Source organism: Geodermatophilus sp. URMC 60 (assembly GCF_053502585.1).
This window is the reverse complement of the sequence record NZ_CP199958.1, coordinates 3682057-3699661: the sequence shown is the minus strand read 5'-3', so window position 1 is coordinate 3699661 and position 17605 is coordinate 3682057. Positions and strand designations below refer to the sequence as shown.

The window sequence follows — 17605 nt, the reverse complement described above, 5'->3', positions numbered from 1 at the left end:
CCCACCGGTTCCAGGGCCGACGGCCCCGATCGAGGTCACCGCGGTGCCGGGTGGATCGGCCGCGCGGGGGCACCGAGTCGTGCCGGTGAGTTCCTCGTGCGTGTATCTCGTCGCAGACCGTCCGCCTCTCAGTAGCTGGAATCGCAGGGCCGAGGTGTTCCCTGCTGCAGTCGAACCGAGGCGAGGAGCCCCGCATGACCATCCCGGTTCCCCCGCGTCCGGTGCGGGCCCTGCTGGTCGAGGGCGTCCACCCGATCGCGGCCGACCTGCTGGCCGCCTGCGGCGTCGCCGTCGAACGGGTGGATCGGGCTCTGGACCCCGACGAGCTGGTGCGACGCCTGCACGGTGTGCAGGTGCTGGGACTGCGCTCGGGCACGCAGGTGACCGCTGACGTCCTCGCGCAGGCCCCCGACCTGCAGGCGGTCGGGGCGTTCTGCATCGGGACCAACCAGATCGATCTGCAGGCGGCCACCGCGCACGGGGTGGCGGTGTTCAACGCCCCGTTCTCCAACACCCGCAGCGTGGTCGAGCTCGCGGTGGCCGAGATCATCGCGCTCACCCGCCGGCTGACCGTGCACGACGACGCCATGCACACCGGGATCTGGCGCAAGTCGGCGAAGGGCAGCCACGAGGTGCGGGGGCGGCGGCTGGGCATCGTCGGGTACGGCAAGATCGGCAGCCAGCTCTCGGTGCTCGCCGAGGCGCTGGGCATGCGGGTGTCCTTCTTCGACACCGCGGATCGCCTCGCTCTCGGCAACGCCCGCCGGTGCGCGACGCTCGACGAGCTGCTCGCCGACTCCGACGTGGTGTCGCTGCACGTCGACGGCCGGCCCGGCAACAGCGGCATGTTCGGCGAGGAGCAGTTCGCGGCCATGGTGCCCGGTGCGCTGTTCCTCAACCTCTCCCGGGGCTTCGTCGTCGACCACGCCGCTCTGCGCCGGCACGTCGACAGCGGTCACCTGGCCGGCGCGGCCGTCGACGTGTTCCCGGACGAGCCGGCCGCGGCAGGTGACCCGTTCGAGTCCGACCTGCGCGGGCTGCCCAACGTCATCCTCACGCCGCACGTCGGCGGCTCCACCGAGGAGGCGCAGCAGGACATCGGCGAGTTCGTCGCCACCAAGCTGATCGGGTACCTGCAGCACGGCGCCACCGGGCTGAGCGTCAACCTGCCCGAGGTCCAGCCGGCCCGCCCGGCCGGGACCACCCGCCTGGCGCTCCTGCACCGCCCTCAGCCGGGCACGCTGGCCCAGGTGAACGACCTGCTCGCCGACGGCGACCTGGCCGTCGAGCAGCAGGTGTTCGCCACCTCCGGATCGGTCGGCTACGTGGTCACCGACGTGCGCGGCCCGCTCGCCCCAGCCGTGGTCGACCGGATGCGCGGCATGCCCGAGACGATCCAGGTCCACGTGCTGTCCGCCTGAGCGTCGTGGGGGGACGGGACCGTCGACCAGCGCGGGACGACGAACGTCGCGGGGTACCCGTGCCTGTCGCGGTGCCGAGGGGGACGGGGCCCGCAGACTGCCGCGGGCGAGGTCGCGCACGTCCTGCCGGCCCAGCCGGCTCCCCGCGGCGAACAGTTCGCCGGAACGCTCCGATCCCGTCGCCTCAGGGACCGCGCCCGCGAGCTCGTCGTCCATGGTGTCCGGACGCCCGGCACCAGGCACGGCCTCTCGTGCGGCTCAGCGCGGGGCGACCCGGAAGACGGGCCAGCCGATCTCGGTGCGCCATGCTCCCGGGTCGGCTGTGTCCCGGGGACCGACGAGGTAGGTCTCCCGCACCGGTCCGGCGACCGCGAGCGCGTTGGCCACCACCCAGGCGCCGAGTGCGCCGTAGGTCACGTCGATGTCGTCGTGCTCGCCGACGTGGGTGGTGACGGCCAGCTCGACGGCGGGCAGGGTCACCGCGCGCACCCGGCCGCTGCGCGGGGGTACCGCCGTCGGCCGGTAGAGGAGCACGTGCCCGCGGCCGGTCTCGAACAGCGCGTTGTCGTACAGCCCTCCCGGGACGCCGGTCGGCTCGTCGACCACGGCGTCCAGCTCGGCCATGGCGCCGGCGTACCAGGCGATGACGTCGTCGTGCTCCACGTCGTCCTCGACCGCGGCGACCGTGGTCGCCGGTACCGCGCGCAGCTCGACGTCCATCGGGGGCGGCGCCGGCTGCAGCAGCCGGCGCAGTGACGCCACTGCGGCGCGGGTCTGGTCCAGCTGCGACTCGAGCCGTTGCAGGTGGTCGGCGACCAGTGCGGCACGGGTGCCCGGGTCGGGGGAGCGCAGGATGCGCTGGACGTCGGACACCGGGACGTCGAGTTCGCGCAGGCGGTGGATGACCTGGGCGGTCGGGATCTGGTCCGCGCTGTAGTACCGGTAGCCGCTCGCCGGGTCCACCGTCGCGGGCTCGAGCAGGCCGGCGTCGTGGTAGCGGCGCAGCGTGCGCACGCTCAGGTGGGTCAGCCGCGAGAACTCGCCGATCGCCAGCACGCGAGCACTGTGCACCCTCTCCCCGGGGGACGGTCCGGTGCTCGACCCTCCCGCGGCGGGAGGCCGCACCGTCGGGGCATGACCGCACCGACCAGCATCCAGCACAGCGAGCTCCCGGCCACGATCCGCGGCTTCCTCGCCGCACACGCGGCCCGCGACGTCGACGCCGCCATCCGCGCCTTCGGCCCCACTGCCGTGGTCACCGACCAGGGCCAGACCTTCCGCCGGACCGACGAGATCCGCGGATTCCTCTCCGGCGCCGGAGCCGAGTTCACCTACACGACCGAGCTCATCGGCGCGCAGCGCATCGACGACGCGCGGTGGGTGGCCGCCAACCGTCTGCGGGGCGACTTCCCCGGCGGCGTGGCCGAGCTGGACCACCGCTTCACGATGGACGGCGATCTCATCGCCGAGCTGGTCATCGCCCCCTGAACGGATGCCCGCAGCATCCGGGCTGCGGCGTGGAACCGGGCGGTCCGGCCGCCCACGGCTCGAGAGGAAGTCACCCATGTCCCTCAGCACCGCAGTGCCCCTCACCGACGCGACGAAGCCCACGGTGGTGCTCGTCCACGGCGCCTTCGCCGAGTCCTCGAGCTGGGACGGGGTGGTCGAGCAGCTCCGGCGCGACGGCTATCCGGCCATCGCGGCGGCCAACCCGCTCCGCGGCCTGCACAGCGATGCCGAGTACCTCCGCAGCGTCCTCGACAGCGTCGACGGCCCGATCGTCCTCGCCGGCCACTCGTACGGCGGGACCGTGATGGGCGAGGCCGCCGTCGGGAACCCCGAGGTGAGAGCGCTCGTGTACGTCGCCAGCTTCTGCCTCGAGGAGGGTGAGAGCACCGGCGAGCTGGCCGGGAGGTTCCCCGGTAACGAGCTCGGGCCGGCGCTGCGTCCCGTGCCCGTCGCCGGCCCCGACGGCGGGACGGTCAGCGACCTCTACATCCGGCAGGAGAAGTTCCGGGAGGTCTTCGCTGCGGACGTCCCGGAGGAGGTCGCCGAGCTGATGGCCGTCACGCAGCGGCCCGTCGTCGCCGACGCGCTGGAGGAGAAGGCCACGCAGGCCGCCTGGAAGACCATCCCGTCCTGGAACCTGGTCACGGTCCAGGACCTCGCCGTGCCCGCCCAGTCCCAGCGCTTCATGGCCGAGCGCGCGAAGTCCCACACCGTCGAGATCGACGCCTCCCACGCCGTGACCGTCTCCCAGCCCGGCGCCGTCGCCCGGCTGATCGACGAGGCAGCTCGCGCGACCAGCCGCTGAGCGGGTGCAGGGCGACACCACCAGCCCCACCCCGTCGTTCCGGACGGCGGGGTGGGGCCGGACCACGACCGCCCTGAGCCGCCCCCACCGCCCGACCAGCTCGCTCGACCGCGCGAGCAGAGGAGGCGGGGCGGCGACGGCGTTGTGCCGCAGGGCAGGAGTGGGCGGATCGGCACCGTCCCCGCACACGCGGACCGAGAGGGAGAACGGTGACGGCAGTGGACGAGCGGTACGACACCGCTCGGCGTTCCCCCAGAAGCACGACGCGCCCGCATGGCAGGTGGCACGGTGCATCCTCGCCACTCGGTGTGATCCACGCCATACATTGACGTGGCCGGATCCCCGGCGCCTCGAACGAGCGGAGGAGCTGGCCGTGGAGCGTGTCCAGGGCAAGGTCGCCTTCATCACCGGAGCCGCCCGGGGACAGGGCCGTTCCCATGCCGTCCGCCTGGCGCAAGAGGGCGCCGAGATCATCGCCGTGGACGTGTGCCGCAGCTTCGACACCGTGCCCTACGAAGGGGCGACCCAGGCCGACCTGGATCAGACGGTGAAGGAGGTCGAGGCGCTCGACCGGCGCATCGTGGCCCGGCAGGCCGACGTGCGCGACCTGGCGTCCCTGCAGTCAGCGGTCGACGAGGGGCTGTCCCAGTTCGGGCACATCGACATCGTCTGCGCCAACGCCGGGATCGGCAGCTTCGCCCCGGCCCTCGAGCTGACCGAGGAGACGTGGCAGGACGTCGTCGACATCAACCTGACCGGGGTCTGGAAGACGGTGAAGGCGACGGCGCCGTCCATGGTCGAGCGCGGCCAGGGCGGCTCCATCATCCTGACCAGCTCCATCGCCGGCCTGATCGCGTTCCCCAACCTCGCGCACTACACCGCGGCCAAGCACGGCGTCACCGGCCTGATGCGCGCGCTGGCCGTCGAACTGGCCCCGCACCACATCCGGGTCAACTCCATCCACCCCACGACCGTCGACACCCCGATGATCGCCAACGAGGCGATCTGGGGCCTGTTCCTGGGCGGGGTGCAGGGAGCCACCCGCGAGCAGGCGACCGAGGGCATGAAGGCGCTCAACGCCATGCCGGTCCCCTGGGTGGAGTCGGTGGACATCAGCAATGCCGTCCTCTACCTGGCCTCCGACGAGGCCCGGTACGTCACCGGGACGACGACGGTGATCGACGCCGGCGCCATGCAGCCGTTCAAGATCCCGCACTCGGCGTGATGCTCGGGCAACCCGCCCGAGGGCTCCGCCGACCGGCTCGGCGGGGAGCCGCCGGGTGGGTGAGCGGTCGACATCCCGGACCCCCCTGCTCTCCTGGGAGGAGACGCTGAGCACCGACGCCGCACGCATCCCCGGCACGGCTGCCGACCCCACCCTCAGCGGTGGCCGCGTCACCCGCGACGACGGAGGTGCGGTCCGCGAGGCACGGGGTCGGGTCGCCGGCCACCTGGTCGGCCGGGAGCGAGAGCTGGATCTCCTGCTGGCCGCGGTCGCTGCCGGGCGCGACGTGCTTCTGGAGGGACCGCCGGGGACGTCGAAGTCCACCCTGCTGCGCGCGATCACGGCTGAGTGGGGGATCCCGCTGCTCTTCGTCGAGGGCAACGCCGACCTCACCCCCTCCCGGCTGGTGGGGCACCACAACCCGGCGCGGGTGCTGCGCGAGGACTACTCGGAGGAGAACTTCGTGCCGGGACCGCTCGTGGAGGCGATGCGTACCGGGGGGTTCCTCTACGTGGAGGAGTTCAACCGGGCCCCGGAGGACACCCTGAATACGATGCTGACCGCGATGGCCGAGCGGCGGATCGCCGTGCCGCGGGTGGGGACGGTCGATGCAGCGCCCACCTTCCGGGTGGTCGCGTCGATGAACCCGTACGACAACATCGGCACGACCCGGCTGTCGTCATCGGTGCACGACCGGCTGTGTCGGTTGGCCATCACCTACCAGGACGCGGCCGCCGAGCGCGGGATCGTCGTCCGGCGCACCGGCACCGACTCGCCGCGGCTGGTCGCCGACGCCGTCGCGCTCGTTCGCGCCACGCGCGACCGGGAGGACGTGCAGCAGGGCAGCAGTGTGCGAGGCGCCATCGACCTGGTCCTGATCGCAGCCCAGTTGGCCGCCATCCGCGGGGTCGACGTCCCCGACGAGCCCGCCGTCGAGCCGCGGCGCGGGCTACCCGAGGCCTACACGCAACTGGTGCTGGACGCCGCGCTGATGGCGCTCTCCGGCCGGATCCACCTCGACGAGACGATCGAGGAGTCCCCCGAAGACGTGATCCGGCAAGTGTGCGAGGACCACTTCCTGCTCCGCCCGGCGGCCGCCGAGCCCGGTTGAAGGTCGGTTGCCGCCGCGTCACCGCTGCGGCGACGGAGGTCCGGACGGCACCCTCTCGGGCCGTTGCGACGCAAGCCCAAGCAGCTCGTCACGGAGCCCTCCGTGTTCGCGCCCGCGCCCGGGGGTGGGGGCGGGTTGGTGCTCACGACCGGCGACCGGAGCCGGCGAGGACCGGCGGCGCGGGCCGGCGGCAGCACGGCGGCGGGGGAGTCCGGCGAGCCCGCCGCGGTGATCCCGTTGGCCGACCTGGAGCTGACCTCGGCAGACGAGCGGCTGGTGCGGCAGCGGGCCAGGGCCATCGCCGCCCGGCTGGCTGTGCCGCGGCCCCGACGGGACACCCGGGCCCGGCGCGGACTCGGCGAGCTGGAGAGCGTGCCCTACCGGGCAGGCTCCGACGACATCGACCTCGACCGGACGCTCGACGTACTGGCCAGCACGCCGACGCCGGCGGACGACGACATCGTCGTCCGGGAGCGGGAGCGGACCCGTCGCTCAGTGGTCCTGGTCGTCGACGTGTCGGGGTCGATGAGGGGGGAGCGGGTGCGGACGGCGGCGGCGACGGTGGGTGCGCTCGCCGGCGAGCTGCACCGCGACCGGCTCGCCGTCGTCGCCTTCTGGTCCGACGCCGCGCTGCTCGTCCGCCTGGGCGAGCCGGTGCCGCCACGGCGGGTGCTGGACCTCCTGCTGCGCATCCCGGCCCGCGGCCTGACCAACGTGGCGTTCGCTCTGCAGGTCGCCGGTCGGCAGCTCGTCGGGGTGCCCCCTCGGGACGCCCGGGTGCTCCTGCTGTCGGACTGTGTGCACAACGCCGGCCCGGATCCCCGTCCGGCGGCCGCCAGGTTGCCACGACTCGACGTCCTGCTCGACGTCTCCGGCGAGGACGACGTCGAGCTCGGCCGCGACCTCGCGCGTCTCGGGCGGGGTCGATTCCGGCTGGTGCGCGGTCACCGGGACGTGGCACCGGCCCTGACATCGGTGTTCTCCGGATGAGGCCCGTGCCGGAGCGGCCATCGGAGAGCTGTCCCGCGCCTGCCACCCCGGCCGGCGCCCGCACGCCTGCTGAGCGGGTGCCTGCAAGTCGGACTGGCCGGCTCGCCGAGACAGTGCTCGGACGGACCGACGGAGGTCCCGGCACCACGGATCGGAGCTCCCCGGCGCAGGGGCCGTGGTGGTTCGACCCGGTGTCCGAGGGGGACTCGCTGCACACGCACACGGCTCCCACCCGTCCGCTGACGCACGTGCGGCCCGCAGGACGACGCCGCCGCCGCAGGCGTCGCCCGGCTACACGGCCGCCGGCGTCCCGGGGGACCGCGGTCGTCATGCCGCACATCGACGGCGTCCCGGCCCGGCGCGCCGGCTACCAGGAGGTCGCGACCAGCGGCGACCAGGGAATGCTCCTAGGGTCGCCGTCGAGAGGCACTGGCTCCCGAGACCCGGAGCCCGGATCCCCGAGGAAGGGCCCGCATGAGGATCACTGCCGCCGTCGTCGACGAGCTGCACGGCCCCTTCGTCGTCCGAGAGGTCGAGCTCGACGAGCCGGGCCCCGGAGACGTGCTGGTCAGGGTGGCCGCCACCGGGTTCTGCCACACCGACGGCATCGCCCGCGACGGCGACCTGCCCTTCCCGCTGCCCGGCGTGCTCGGCCACGAGGGCGCCGGCACGGTGGTGGCGGTGGGAGAAGGGGTCACCGGGGTCCGCGAAGGACAGGACGTCGTCCTCGGCTGGCCGTGGTGCGGAACCTGCCGCAACTGCCAGGCCGGCGAGCCGCGCTACTGCCTGCGCATGGCGGAGCTGGTCGGCGGGGGGCACCGCCTCGGGGGGCCGTCGGCGCTGCGCCGCACCGACGGTTCCCCGCTGGCCAGCCACTTCTTCGGGCAGTCGTCGTTCGGCACCTACGCCATGACCACGGCCTCCTCGCTGGTTCCGGTCCCCGCCGGGCTGGCCGTGGAGCTGTTGGGCCCGCTGGCCTGCGGGCTGGCCACCGGCGCGGGCGCGGTGTTCAACACGCTGCGACCAGAGCCGGGCAGCTCGATCGTCGTCTACGGCGCCGGCACCGTCGGCCTGGCCGCGGTGATGGCAGCCCGCAGCTCCGCGGCGACGACGATCATCGCGGTCGACCGGTACGCCGCCAGACTGCGGCTGGCCGAGGGGCTGGGCGCCACGCACACCGTCGACGCGACCGACACCGACCCGGTGCAGGCGGTCAACGACATCTGCGGTGGTCCCGCCGACGCGTCGCTGGATTGCACCGGCAACACCTCGGTCATCCGGCAGGCGATCGACTCGGTGGGCATGCTCGGGACAGCCCTGCTCATCGGCGGCGCTCCTGCGGGCGCCGAGTTCAGCGCCGACCACCTGACCACGCTCTGGGGCAAGACCATCCGCGGCACCCTCGGCGGCAGCGGCCACGGCCAGCAGCTGATCGCCGCGCTGATGGACCTGCACGCCCAAGGGCGGTTCCCGTTCGACCAGCTGGTGCAGTACTTCCCGCTGGACCGTATCGAGGACGCCGTCGAGGCCTCCTACAGCGGCGCGGTCGTCAAACCCATCCTGACCATGCCCCACTGACACCTGCCTCCTCGGCAGGCGGGCGGTCGGTGGGGCCATCGCCGGGTCCGGAGATGCGGCTCGGGCCCCGTACGAGCAGAAGCCCCGCGGTCACCGACCGCGGGATGTTCCGTCGGCAGATGTTCGGTGGCAGCTCGCGTGCCCGGCACCACGACCCCGCATTCGGTTCACCTGCCGAACGGACGCTGGGGCGGTCCACACACGGACCACCCCGGAGGACACCGATGAGCAGCCCCACCACCGACGAGTCCACCGCGCAGACCTCGGCCGCCGAGGACCGCCGACACAGCCGGCAGGAACGCGCCGAGAACCCCAACGGCACCACCCAGGCTCCTTCGTCACCGGCTGAGCTCGACGACCTGGCGCGTGCTCAGCAGGACCTGGCACGGGAAGCTCGCCAGCACGTCGCACGCCGGGTCGTGGAGAACGGCTCGGACGGCGGCGACGAGGCACGCGTCGGGAGGATGCTCTCCGCCGCCCGGTCCGACCTCCTGGAGCAGCTGCTCGACGAGCAGCAGGAGCAGGCGCGGCGTCAGCTGGCCGACGCCGCACGCAGCAGCGAGGACGCTGTCGCCGGCGTCGTCCGCAGCGTCACCACGATCGTCCGCAGCATCGTCCCGGCGGCACTGGTGCGGCCCGAGGACCTCATCGAGGCGACGTACTCCCTCGCCGACCAGGGACTGCGGGTCGGCCGGCGCCTCGCCCTCACGGTCAGCGGCAGCGCTCGGGACCTGATCCCGCTGCGCTGAGACCTCATGGCCGGCGGCATGGTGGAACCGACCTGCCGCCGGCCATGACCGGTCAGGCCACGGCGGCGGCGACGTCCCGGACGGTCTGCGGCTCGAGTTCCGCTAGCTCGGCGCAGCCGGGCCACGCCGAGCTCGCCCGGCGGCAGCGACCAAGCCGATGCCCACCGCTGCGATGACCGATGGCCTCGGCGACCATCGCAGCGCGGCGACCGCCACGTCCGGAGGCGTGTTCCGCTGCGCATCGGACGCGCGCCCCGGCGCCGGCGTCGGCTCCGGCGAGGTCTGGGCGAAGGCGTCGAGCATCGCGGGGACGAAGGCCGCCATGTCCTGGGGCCCTCTGCTCGTGGTGAGGTTCCCGTCCCGGACGATCTCCTGATCGAGCCAGGTGGCACCGGCGTTCACCAGGTCGTCCCGGATCCCTGGCCAGGAGGTGAGGGTGCGTCCATCGAGCAGACCCGCGGAGGCGAGGACCCACGGTCCGTGGCACAGGGTGACGACGGGTCTGTCGTTCTCGACGAACGCGCGAACGAATGCCCGTGCCTGGGCGGACTGCCGGAGCAGGTCGGGATTGATGAACCCGCCGGGTAGCAGCAGGCCGTCGTAGTCGGCCGGATCGGCTCTGCTGATCTCCTCGTCCACGCCGACCCGCCTGGCGGGGAGGTGCAGGTTCACCCCGCGGATGCGTCCGCGGCGGAGGGACACCACGTCGACCCTCGCGCCGGCACGCTTCAGGGCTCGCAGCGGGACGACCAGCTCGACCTGCTCGAAACCGTCGGCCGCCAGGGCGGCGATCCTGCGGCCCTTCAGCCGGCGTCCGGTGGGCATGTCGTCCTCCTGCCGCGCGATGGCGCCGCAGGGACGGCGGAACGCCCCCGGGCGGTGGAAGCCGCGGCCCCGGCGCCACGAGCCGCTCGCACCGGGCCGGCTGCCCAGCGGTCAGCGCCTACCCACACCCGACCGCCCGACACGTTGCAGGGCGAACCGGGGCGTGACCTGCTGGTCGACCGGGGAGAACGGGCGGAGCCGGCTCCACAGCGCCAGGTACGACAGCTCGGGGTCCTGCGCGTCGAGACCCAGCAGCCGTTCGACGGTCGGCACCACCGGCTGGGCGGCTCGGCGCAGCAACTGCCGCTCCGGGGTGGCCGGCCGGGCGCCCGCGGGCCCACCACCGTGCGCCCGCCGGCGCCCATCTCAACGGACCCCCCGGAAGAAGTCGCGGACGTCCGCGGTGAAGAGCTCCGGCTGCTCCATGGCGAGGAAGTGTCCGCCGCGCGGCACCTCGGTCCAGTGGACGACGGAGTGGTCGCGCTCTGCGAAGGCGCGCACGGTGACGTCGTTGGTCGACAGCAGGAAGCCGGTCGGCACGGTGCCGCGCTCGGGTGCCCAGCTGCCGGCGTCGGCGCCGTCCCAGCCGCCGCCGTACCCGTCACAGGAGTCCGCCGACCCCACGTCCCACGCCGCTGGGTTCATCGCCTCGAAGTAGACCTGAGCCGCCGACCCCGCCGACGCGGTGAACCAGTAGATCGACACCCCGGTCAGGATCCGGTCGCGGTCGACGGCGACCTCTGGCAGACCGTCGGCGGGCAGGTCGGTGAGCCGCTGGAACATCTCCACGATCCAGGCCAGCTGCCCGACCGGGGAGTCGGTCAATCCGTAGGCGAGCGTCTGCGGCGACTTCGATTGGATCTGCAGGTAGCCGTCGTTGTGCTCCTGCATCCGTCGCCACCGGCGGCGATCGGCGTCGTCGAGTCCCGCGACGTCGTCGTCGCGGGCCGGAAATGTGATCGCCGCGGTGAGGTGCACGCCGACGACGTGCTCGGCGTCGTGCCGGCCCACCTCCGGCGCCACGAACGAGCCGGTGTCGCCGCCGTGCACGCCGTACCGCTCGTACCCGAGGGCGGCCATCAGCGCCGCGAAGATCCGAGCGGTTCGCTCGGCGTGCATCCCGGGCCCGGCCAGCGGCGTGGAGAACCCGAAACCCGGCATCGACGGAATCACCAACGAGAACGCGTCCGCCACGTCGCCCCCGTGCGCGCGGGGATCGGTGAGCGGACCGACCACGTCGAGGAAGTCGGCCACTGTGCTCGGCCAGCCGTGCAGCAGGAGCAGCGGCGTCGCGTCGGGCTCGGGGGAGCGGACGTGCAGGAAGTGGACCCGCTGGCCGTCGATGCGGGTGAGGAACTGCGGGAACTCGTTCAGTGCCGCCTCGGCGGCCCGCCAGTCGTATCCGGTCCGCCAGTGCTCGGCCAGCGCCAGCAGGTAGCCCTGCGGCACGCCGCGCGTCCAGCCGACGCCGGACAGTTCCCCGGGCCAGCGGGTGCGCGCCAGCCGCTGGTGCAGGTCGTCGACTCGTTCCTGCGGCACGTCGATGCGGAAGGGGCGGATGTCCAGCGGCGACGAGGTCATGGAGGAGACGCTAGGCAGCACTTAGGACGACATCGATCCTAAGCATCCGGCAGTCTTGACCCGTGCTCGAGACGTCCGCCCGGCTCCTCCGCCTGCTGTCGCTCCTGCAGACCGACCGCGACCGGAGCGGCGCGGCCCTCGCCGAACGGCTCGGCGTCACCACGCGCACCGTCCGCCGCGACGTCGACCGGCTGCGCGAGCTCGGCTACCCGGTGCACGCGCTGCAGGGGACGGCGGGCTACCGGCTGGGCGCGGGAGCGGCGCTCCCACCCCTGCTCCTGGACGACGACGAGGCAGTCGCCGTCGCCGTCGGGCTGCGCACCGCCACCGCCGGCTCGGTCGCCGGGATCGAGGAGACGTCGTTGCGCGCGCTGGCCAAGCTCGAGCAGGTGCTCCCGTCGCGGCTGCGCTACCGGGTGCAGACGCTGCAGCAGGCCACCGTGCGCACCGGCAGCGCCCCTGGTCCGCAGGTCTCCGCCGACGCGCTCATGACCATCGCCGATGGCTGCCGGCGCTCCGAGCGGCTGCGCGTCGACTACACCGACGCAACGGGCGAGAAGGGCCTGCGAAGCGTCGAACCGCACCGCCTGGTGAACTTCGGCCGGCACTGGTACCTGGTCGCCTGGGACGTCGACCGGGCGGACTGGCGGACCTTCCGGGTCGACCGGCTGGCGCTGCGGACGCCGACGGGGCCGCGGTTCGAACCCCGCGACCTGCCGGACGGAGACGTCGCCACCTATCTCGCGCGCCAGCTGTCGGTACGGACCTGGCCGTACCGGGCGACGGTCCGCGTGCACGAGCCCCCCGAGGTCATCAGCGCGCGCATCTGGCCGGGAATGGGCGTCGTGGAGCCGGTCGACGAGCGCAGCTGCTCCGTGCACGTGGGCGCGGACACCGTCTCCGCGCTGGTCTGGATGGTCACCTCGCTCGACGCCGACTTCACCCTCGTCGACGGCCCGCCGGAACTCGTGGCAGCCTTCCGCGCGCAGGCCCGGCGCTGCCGGGACGCCGTCCCCAGCTGGTCCTCGTGACCGGGAGGACCGGACTGGACCGTCCGGCGGCTGCCGAGCGATCGGTGACCGAGTGAAGCTCGATGCCCTCGGCCGAGGCCTGACCCTCGGGCAGCGGGCCGCACGCGGTGACGATCCCGCAGTTCCTGCGAGGGCGAGCCCGGTTCGTCGCGAGGGTCGGTGCATGTCCTCCAGGCCCGCTGCCCCGGGCTTGACCTTGACACAGTGACAAGGCGTCCACTGGGTGCAGGAGGTGATCCCGATCAACACGACGAACGGAACCCCGCAGAAGTCGCGGGTGGCCAGCGCCCTGGGCGCCGAGGACTCCTCGGTCCGGCTTCAGGCGGCCCTCGCGGTCGGCTCGAATCCCGACCCCGGCCTCCTGGAGACGCTGGTCGATCGGTGCGCGGTCGAGCCGGACTTCTTCGTGCGAGACATGCTGTCCTGGGCGCTGACCCGCTTCTCGCCGGAGATCACCCTGCCCCGCCTCCGTCAGGAACTCGGCTCCGAGCGCCCGCAGGCCCGCGATCAGGCATTGCACACGCTCTCCAAGATAGGTGACGAGCGCGCATGGGCCTGGATCACGTGCGACCTGCTGCGCGACGCCGACGACGAGGTCGCGCGGACCGCATGGCGCGTCGCGGCCGCCCTCGTGCCCGAGGAAGAGAAGAGGGACCTGGTCGACGAACTCGTCATGCAGCTCGGCCGCGGCGCTGCCGATGTGCAGCGGAGCCTGAGCCGGGCTCTCATCGACCTCGGCCACGTGATCGAGCCCGCCCTGGAGAAGGCCGCGGCGAACCCGGACCCGGCGGTGGCCGCGCACGCTCGTGCCACCGTGCTGCTCCTGCAGGACCCGGACACCGGGTTCGACGCGGCCGTCGACGAGGCGAAGCGCGTCGCCGCACTCGGCCCGGAACGAGCCGCTGCCGCCGCCGCGGCTGCGTCGGGATTCGCCGGGACCTCGGGGACCGTCGACGCCGGGACCGCCGAGCCCGCGGAGGCGACCGAGTCGAACCAGGCTGCCAGGGCCGCGAGGACTGCGGGGACCGCGCATTGCTGATCGGGGAGGTGGCCCGCCACTCGGGGGTGAGCACCCGGATGCTCCGCCACTACGACGCCCTCGGGCTGGTGCGACCGACCGGTCGCACCGTTGGCGGCTACCGCGAGTACTCCGCCGAGGACGTCCGCAGGATCTTCCACGTGGAGAGCCTGCGGTCCCTCGGGCTCTCGCTCAGGCAGATCGGGCGCGCGCTGGAGGACCCGGCCTTCACGCCGTCCGCCCTGGTCGGCGACCTCATCAGGTGGACGGAAGACCGCTTGGAGCGGGACCGGGAGCTGCTCGAGCGGCTCCGCGCGATCGATGCGTCGGCGCCCACCGGCTGGCAGGGCGTCCTGCGCATCGTCGAACTCATGCAGGGGCTCAACTCGATCAGCGCCGCGCGCAGGCAGCAGGCCGCCTTGGCCCGGCCGGAGGGTGTGGCGGTTCCCGCCGAGCTGCTGGCCGGCGCGGTCCTGGCCGAATCCGACCCCAACGTCGCGGGCGCCCTGCGCTGGGCGCTGGCCCGATCGGGCGGCGACGGTGTGGCGGCGCTGGCCGCCGGCGCGCACTCCGAGGACGTCGACACCCGACGGCGCGCGGTGCTGGCGATCGCCGGGATGTCCCGGGCCCCGGGAGCGACCGCGGTGCTCGCGGACGCGCTCGGGGACCCGGACCCGACGGTGCACGGGCACGCCGCTCTGGCGTTGGGCAGGCTCGGCGTGACCGCGGCCGTGCCGACACTCGTCGGCATGGTGGTCGAGGGCTCCAGCGACGTCGACGCGGCGGAGGTCCTGGGAACGCTGTCCCAGGACCCCGGGTGCGCAGACCGGATCCTGACCGCACTGGTCGACGAACTCGCCTCGCCCACCGCGGACCCCGCGACGCGGATACGCCTGACCCAGGCGCTGGTCGAGCTGCCGGGGACCAGCGTGCAGGAGGTCCTGCGCCAACTGGCCCACGACGACGACCGCGCTGTCGCCCTCGTCGCCGCGGCCTTCGTCGGAGTTCTCGAGGAGCGGTCCCCTCAGGACCGAGGCGGCGAGGACTCCTGAGAGCGCGGGACCGAGGCGCCGCAGAGCGCTCGCGGTCCTCCCGGGTGGACTCGAGCTGGCCCTCGATCCGTGGGGACCCGAAGCATCCGACGTCGCCGGCCATCGCTCGCGATCGGCTCGTGCCCCAGCCGCGACCGCCGCGGGGAGTGCGATGGCATCGATGAGTTCCGGAGCGGGGCGAGGTCTCGCCGTCGGTGTGGACGACCCGGGTGCTCACCGAGAAGGGGCCGGGCCGGATGGACGAGCTCGTGGTGTCGCGTGAGATCGCGGCGCCGGCCGAGGCGGTGTGGCCTGCGTGCTCGGAGCCCGGCTACCTCGGGCAGTGGTGGGGCCCGGACGGGTTCTCCCGTCCCGGCGCGGTGATCGAGTTGCGTGAGGGCGGGTCGGCGGTGGTGGGCGTGCGCGCCCCGACCGAGATCGGGAGCGGCGACTCCTCCAGCCCGTGGTCGTTCACTCGGATCGGGCCGAAGCGCCGCATCGAGCTGATGCACGACCTCTGCGACGCGACCGGCACGCCCGTCGACCCCCCGTCGGTAGGGATGCCGTCGGACTCCCCGCGGGCGCAGCGGCATGTGATCGAGTCGGATACTCGTGGCGGCTCGACGCTGGTGACCGTCACGGTGTGCGGCTGGCCGGAAGGGCAGACGCGGGAGTTCCCCCGGATCGGTATGGGGCAGTGCCTCGTCGAGCTGGACCGCGTCCCCCGCTCCGGCACGGAGAGGACCGGACGCGATGCCGACTGCCGCTGAACCGACCGCGGGCGCATTCCTGGCCCGGCTGGAGGCGGAGGCGACCGAGGAGCAGCGCATCGCCTATCGCCGGTACTTCCCGGGTGACGAGTCGTTCATCGGGGTGCGGATGGGCACGGTGTTCGCGCTCGCGAAGGAGTGCCTCGCGATGCCGCTGGCCGAGATCGAGGCTCTTCTGGAGAGCCCGGTGCACGAAGCCCGAGCGGGTGCGTGCTCGGTGATGGGCAAGGCAGCCACGCACAGCAGGGTCACCCCCGAACGGCACGCAGGGCTCGTCGAGCTGTACGTGCGGCGTCACGACCGCATCGACGACTGGGATCTCGTCGACCTCGCCGCCTACCAGGTGCTCGGGACGTGGCTCCTCGAGCGTCCCCGAGACCTGCTGTACGGGCTTGCCGGCTCGGACTTCTGGCCCGAGCGGCGTAGCGCGATCGTCGCCACCGCCGCCTTCCTCGGCCGCGGACAGGTCCACGACACCTTCGCCATCAGCCGACTCCTCGTGGATGACGACCACCCGCTGGTGCAGAAGGGCGTCGGTTGGATGCTCCGCTACGCCAGCGACACCGACCGGCCGGCGTTCCGCGCGTTCCTCGACGAACTCGCACCTGCGATGCCGCGGACGATGCTCCGGGCCGCGGTCGGGAAGCTGGACCCCGACGAACGCAACCACTACCTCGCGGCCAACCGCCTGCCCGGCTCGGCGGCCTCCCCGCGCCGCTAGCCGCTCATGGGCCGAGTGCTGCCGGATCGTGCGCCCCGACCACGTGCCGGGAGCCGATCGGGCGCGGGGAGCCTGGCTGGTGTCCGCCCGGTGGGCCCACGCGCGGACCGGGCGCTCGACCTCCGGGCCGTGCAGGGCGCCGGACCGCCCGGCAGGTCCGCGGTCGTCACCGCGGTCGGGCGCACGGTCACCTCCTAGGGCGCGGCCACCGGTCCCGGTGTCCTCGGTCGCCAGGGGGCTTCCGCCGCGTGGTCGAACGAGGTGCTCGGGTCACCGGGGACGGCCTCGGTCGGGTTCGTCACCGGCGCACAGGGAGCCGACACCGTCGGCCTGGCCGCGGCCCGGCACCGCGTGCTCGCTGACGCGCGCCTTCAGTGCGGTGGGGCGGGGCGTGAGCGCTGCCACAAGGTGAATCGGAGGATCGGGACGAACCCCAGGCGCTCGGCCAGCGGCCTGCTGAAGTCGGAGAAGACGCCGCTGTGCCACAGGTCCGGGCGCAGGCGCAGCCGGGCCAGGGCGTGCCGGGTCCAGTGCCCCCGGCCGCGGGCGGTCGGCAGGGTCGCGGCGAACGCCAGGCTGCCCAGGCCGGAGGTGACGAAGTGCGCGGAGGCCGACACCGGCTCGCCCTCCTCCTCGGAGAGCAAGAAGGTGATCCGGGGGTCGGTCAGCAGCTCGGGGCCGGTCAGCGCGCCGCCGTCCAGGTCGAGCGGGTAGCCGGCGACCGCCACCCCTTCCCACCTGGCCAGGTCCGCGGGGGAGCGGACCTCGACCGGCGCGGGCACCGGCGCGGGCACCGGGGCCAGTGAGGCTGGGGGGCGGAGCAGCATCGGGGGGTGCCCCTCCAGGGTCCAGCCGCGGAGACGCAGGTCCGGCGTCGGCCACAGGCTCCAGAGCAGCACCTCGCCGCTCCCTTGGGCGAGCAGCGGATCGAGTTCGGCGAGCAGCTGGTCCCAGTCCCGGGGCGGGGCGAGCAGCACGGCCCCGTTGAAGTACCCGCTGGCCCGGCCGTAGTCCGTGACCACGTAGGAGTCGGTGACCACCACGGTGCCGCCCGCAGCGGCGGCGAACGCGGCGCACTCGGCGGCCCAGTGGTGGACGTAGCGCCGGCACATGGAGTCGCTGTCCGGCGTGCCGGGCTCCCATCCGTCGGTGAGGTGCTCCGCAGGAGCGGTCGAGGTCGTCATGGCGAGGACGCTGCGCCCCGGTCGTGACGGAGCCCTGTCACCGGTCTGTCACGCCC

At 73.5% G+C, this 17605-nt stretch carries 18 protein-coding genes; 13 read left to right on the top strand and 5 right to left on the bottom strand.

What is annotated here, in order from left to right; translation table 11 throughout:
- Nucleotides 1-194: 194 nt before the first annotated feature.
- On the top strand, nt 195-1421 hold the full coding sequence (serA, locus tag ACWIX3_RS17565; RefSeq protein ID WP_448608624.1) for a phosphoglycerate dehydrogenase: 1227 nt from the start codon (nt 195-197) through the stop codon (nt 1419-1421).
- Nucleotides 1422-1679: 258 nt separating this feature from the next.
- Here serA and ACWIX3_RS17560 read toward each other — a convergent pair whose 3' ends face one another.
- Complete coding sequence (locus ACWIX3_RS17560; RefSeq protein WP_448608623.1) at nt 1680-2477, bottom strand: MerR family transcriptional regulator; 798 nt, start codon at nt 2475-2477, stop codon at nt 1680-1682.
- Between the two features lie 78 nt (nt 2478-2555).
- On the opposite strand from ACWIX3_RS17560, the gene ACWIX3_RS17555 reads away from it, so the two are divergent.
- The 7 genes from ACWIX3_RS17555 (at nt 2556) to ACWIX3_RS17525 (ending at nt 9388) form a co-directional block, all read left to right on the top strand.
- On the top strand, nt 2556-2909 hold the full coding sequence (locus ACWIX3_RS17555) for a nuclear transport factor 2 family protein (RefSeq protein ID WP_448608622.1): 354 nt from the start codon (nt 2556-2558) through the stop codon (nt 2907-2909).
- 76 nt (nt 2910-2985) lie between these two features.
- Nucleotides 2986-3735: an alpha/beta fold hydrolase gene (locus ACWIX3_RS17550; protein ID WP_448608621.1), complete on the top strand. Its 750-nt coding sequence runs from the start codon at nt 2986-2988 to the stop codon at nt 3733-3735.
- A gap of 373 nt (nt 3736-4108) precedes the next feature.
- Nucleotides 4109-4960 (top strand): mycofactocin-coupled SDR family oxidoreductase, encoded by an 852-nt coding sequence (locus ACWIX3_RS17545; protein WP_448608620.1) that lies wholly within the window; start codon nt 4109-4111, stop codon nt 4958-4960.
- A 55-nt stretch (nt 4961-5015) separates the two neighbouring features.
- Nucleotides 5016-6071 carry an AAA family ATPase gene (locus ACWIX3_RS17540; protein ID WP_448608619.1) on the top strand — a complete coding sequence of 352 codons (1056 nt, stop codon included), beginning with the start codon at nt 5016-5018 and terminating at the stop codon, nt 6069-6071.
- A gap of 102 nt (nt 6072-6173) precedes the next feature.
- Nucleotides 6174-7061: a vWA domain-containing protein gene (locus ACWIX3_RS17535; protein WP_448608618.1), complete on the top strand. Its 888-nt coding sequence runs from the start codon at nt 6174-6176 to the stop codon at nt 7059-7061.
- A gap of 474 nt (nt 7062-7535) precedes the next feature.
- Entirely contained in the window at nt 7536-8639 is a 1104-nt protein-coding gene (locus ACWIX3_RS17530) for an NAD(P)-dependent alcohol dehydrogenase (RefSeq protein ID WP_448608617.1), read from the top strand.
- Between the two features lie 224 nt (nt 8640-8863).
- Nucleotides 8864-9388 (top strand): hypothetical protein, encoded by a 525-nt coding sequence (locus ACWIX3_RS17525; RefSeq protein WP_448608616.1) that lies wholly within the window; start codon nt 8864-8866, stop codon nt 9386-9388.
- A gap of 102 nt (nt 9389-9490) precedes the next feature.
- Here ACWIX3_RS17525 and ACWIX3_RS17520 read toward each other — a convergent pair whose 3' ends face one another.
- The 3 genes from ACWIX3_RS17520 to ACWIX3_RS17510 all read right to left on the bottom strand — a co-directional run bounded on the left by ACWIX3_RS17520 (nt 9491) and on the right by ACWIX3_RS17510 (nt 11794).
- Nucleotides 9491-10213, bottom strand: a complete 723-nt coding sequence (locus ACWIX3_RS17520; protein WP_448608615.1) for a type 1 glutamine amidotransferase domain-containing protein — start codon at nt 10211-10213, stop codon at nt 9491-9493.
- Nucleotides 10214-10324: 111 nt separating this feature from the next.
- A complete protein-coding gene (locus ACWIX3_RS17515) occupies nt 10325-10513 on the bottom strand; it encodes a hypothetical protein (protein WP_448608614.1) in 189 nt (62 codons plus the stop codon).
- 66 nt (nt 10514-10579) lie between these two features.
- Nucleotides 10580-11794 (bottom strand): epoxide hydrolase family protein, encoded by a 1215-nt coding sequence (locus ACWIX3_RS17510; RefSeq protein ID WP_448608613.1) that lies wholly within the window; start codon nt 11792-11794, stop codon nt 10580-10582.
- Between the two features lie 62 nt (nt 11795-11856).
- On the opposite strand from ACWIX3_RS17510, the gene ACWIX3_RS17505 reads away from it, so the two are divergent.
- From ACWIX3_RS17505 to ACWIX3_RS17485, 5 genes are all read left to right on the top strand, one after another.
- Nucleotides 11857-12825: a helix-turn-helix transcriptional regulator gene (locus ACWIX3_RS17505; RefSeq protein ID WP_448608612.1), complete on the top strand. Its 969-nt coding sequence runs from the start codon at nt 11857-11859 to the stop codon at nt 12823-12825.
- Nucleotides 12826-13048: 223 nt separating this feature from the next.
- The gene (locus tag ACWIX3_RS17500) at nt 13049-13864 is read left to right on the top strand and encodes a HEAT repeat domain-containing protein (protein ID WP_448608611.1); all 816 of its coding nucleotides are present in this window, start codon (nt 13049-13051) and stop codon (nt 13862-13864) included.
- Between the two features lie 8 nt (nt 13865-13872).
- Nucleotides 13873-14895, top strand: a complete 1023-nt coding sequence (locus ACWIX3_RS17495; protein WP_448608610.1) for a HEAT repeat domain-containing protein — start codon at nt 13873-13875, stop codon at nt 14893-14895.
- 194 nt (nt 14896-15089) lie between these two features.
- Nucleotides 15090-15644 (top strand): SRPBCC family protein, encoded by a 555-nt coding sequence (locus ACWIX3_RS17490; protein ID WP_448608609.1) that lies wholly within the window; start codon nt 15090-15092, stop codon nt 15642-15644.
- Complete coding sequence (locus ACWIX3_RS17485) at nt 15628-16365, top strand: DNA alkylation repair protein (RefSeq protein ID WP_448608608.1); 738 nt, start codon at nt 15628-15630, stop codon at nt 16363-16365. The genes ACWIX3_RS17490 and ACWIX3_RS17485 overlap by 17 nt, the downstream gene beginning before the upstream one ends.
- 371 nt (nt 16366-16736) lie before the next feature.
- On the opposite strand, the gene ACWIX3_RS17480 is transcribed toward ACWIX3_RS17485, so the two are convergent.
- Nucleotides 16737-17549 (bottom strand): GNAT family N-acetyltransferase, encoded by an 813-nt coding sequence (locus ACWIX3_RS17480; protein ID WP_448608607.1) that lies wholly within the window; start codon nt 17547-17549, stop codon nt 16737-16739.
- Nucleotides 17550-17605: the final 56 nt, after the last annotated feature.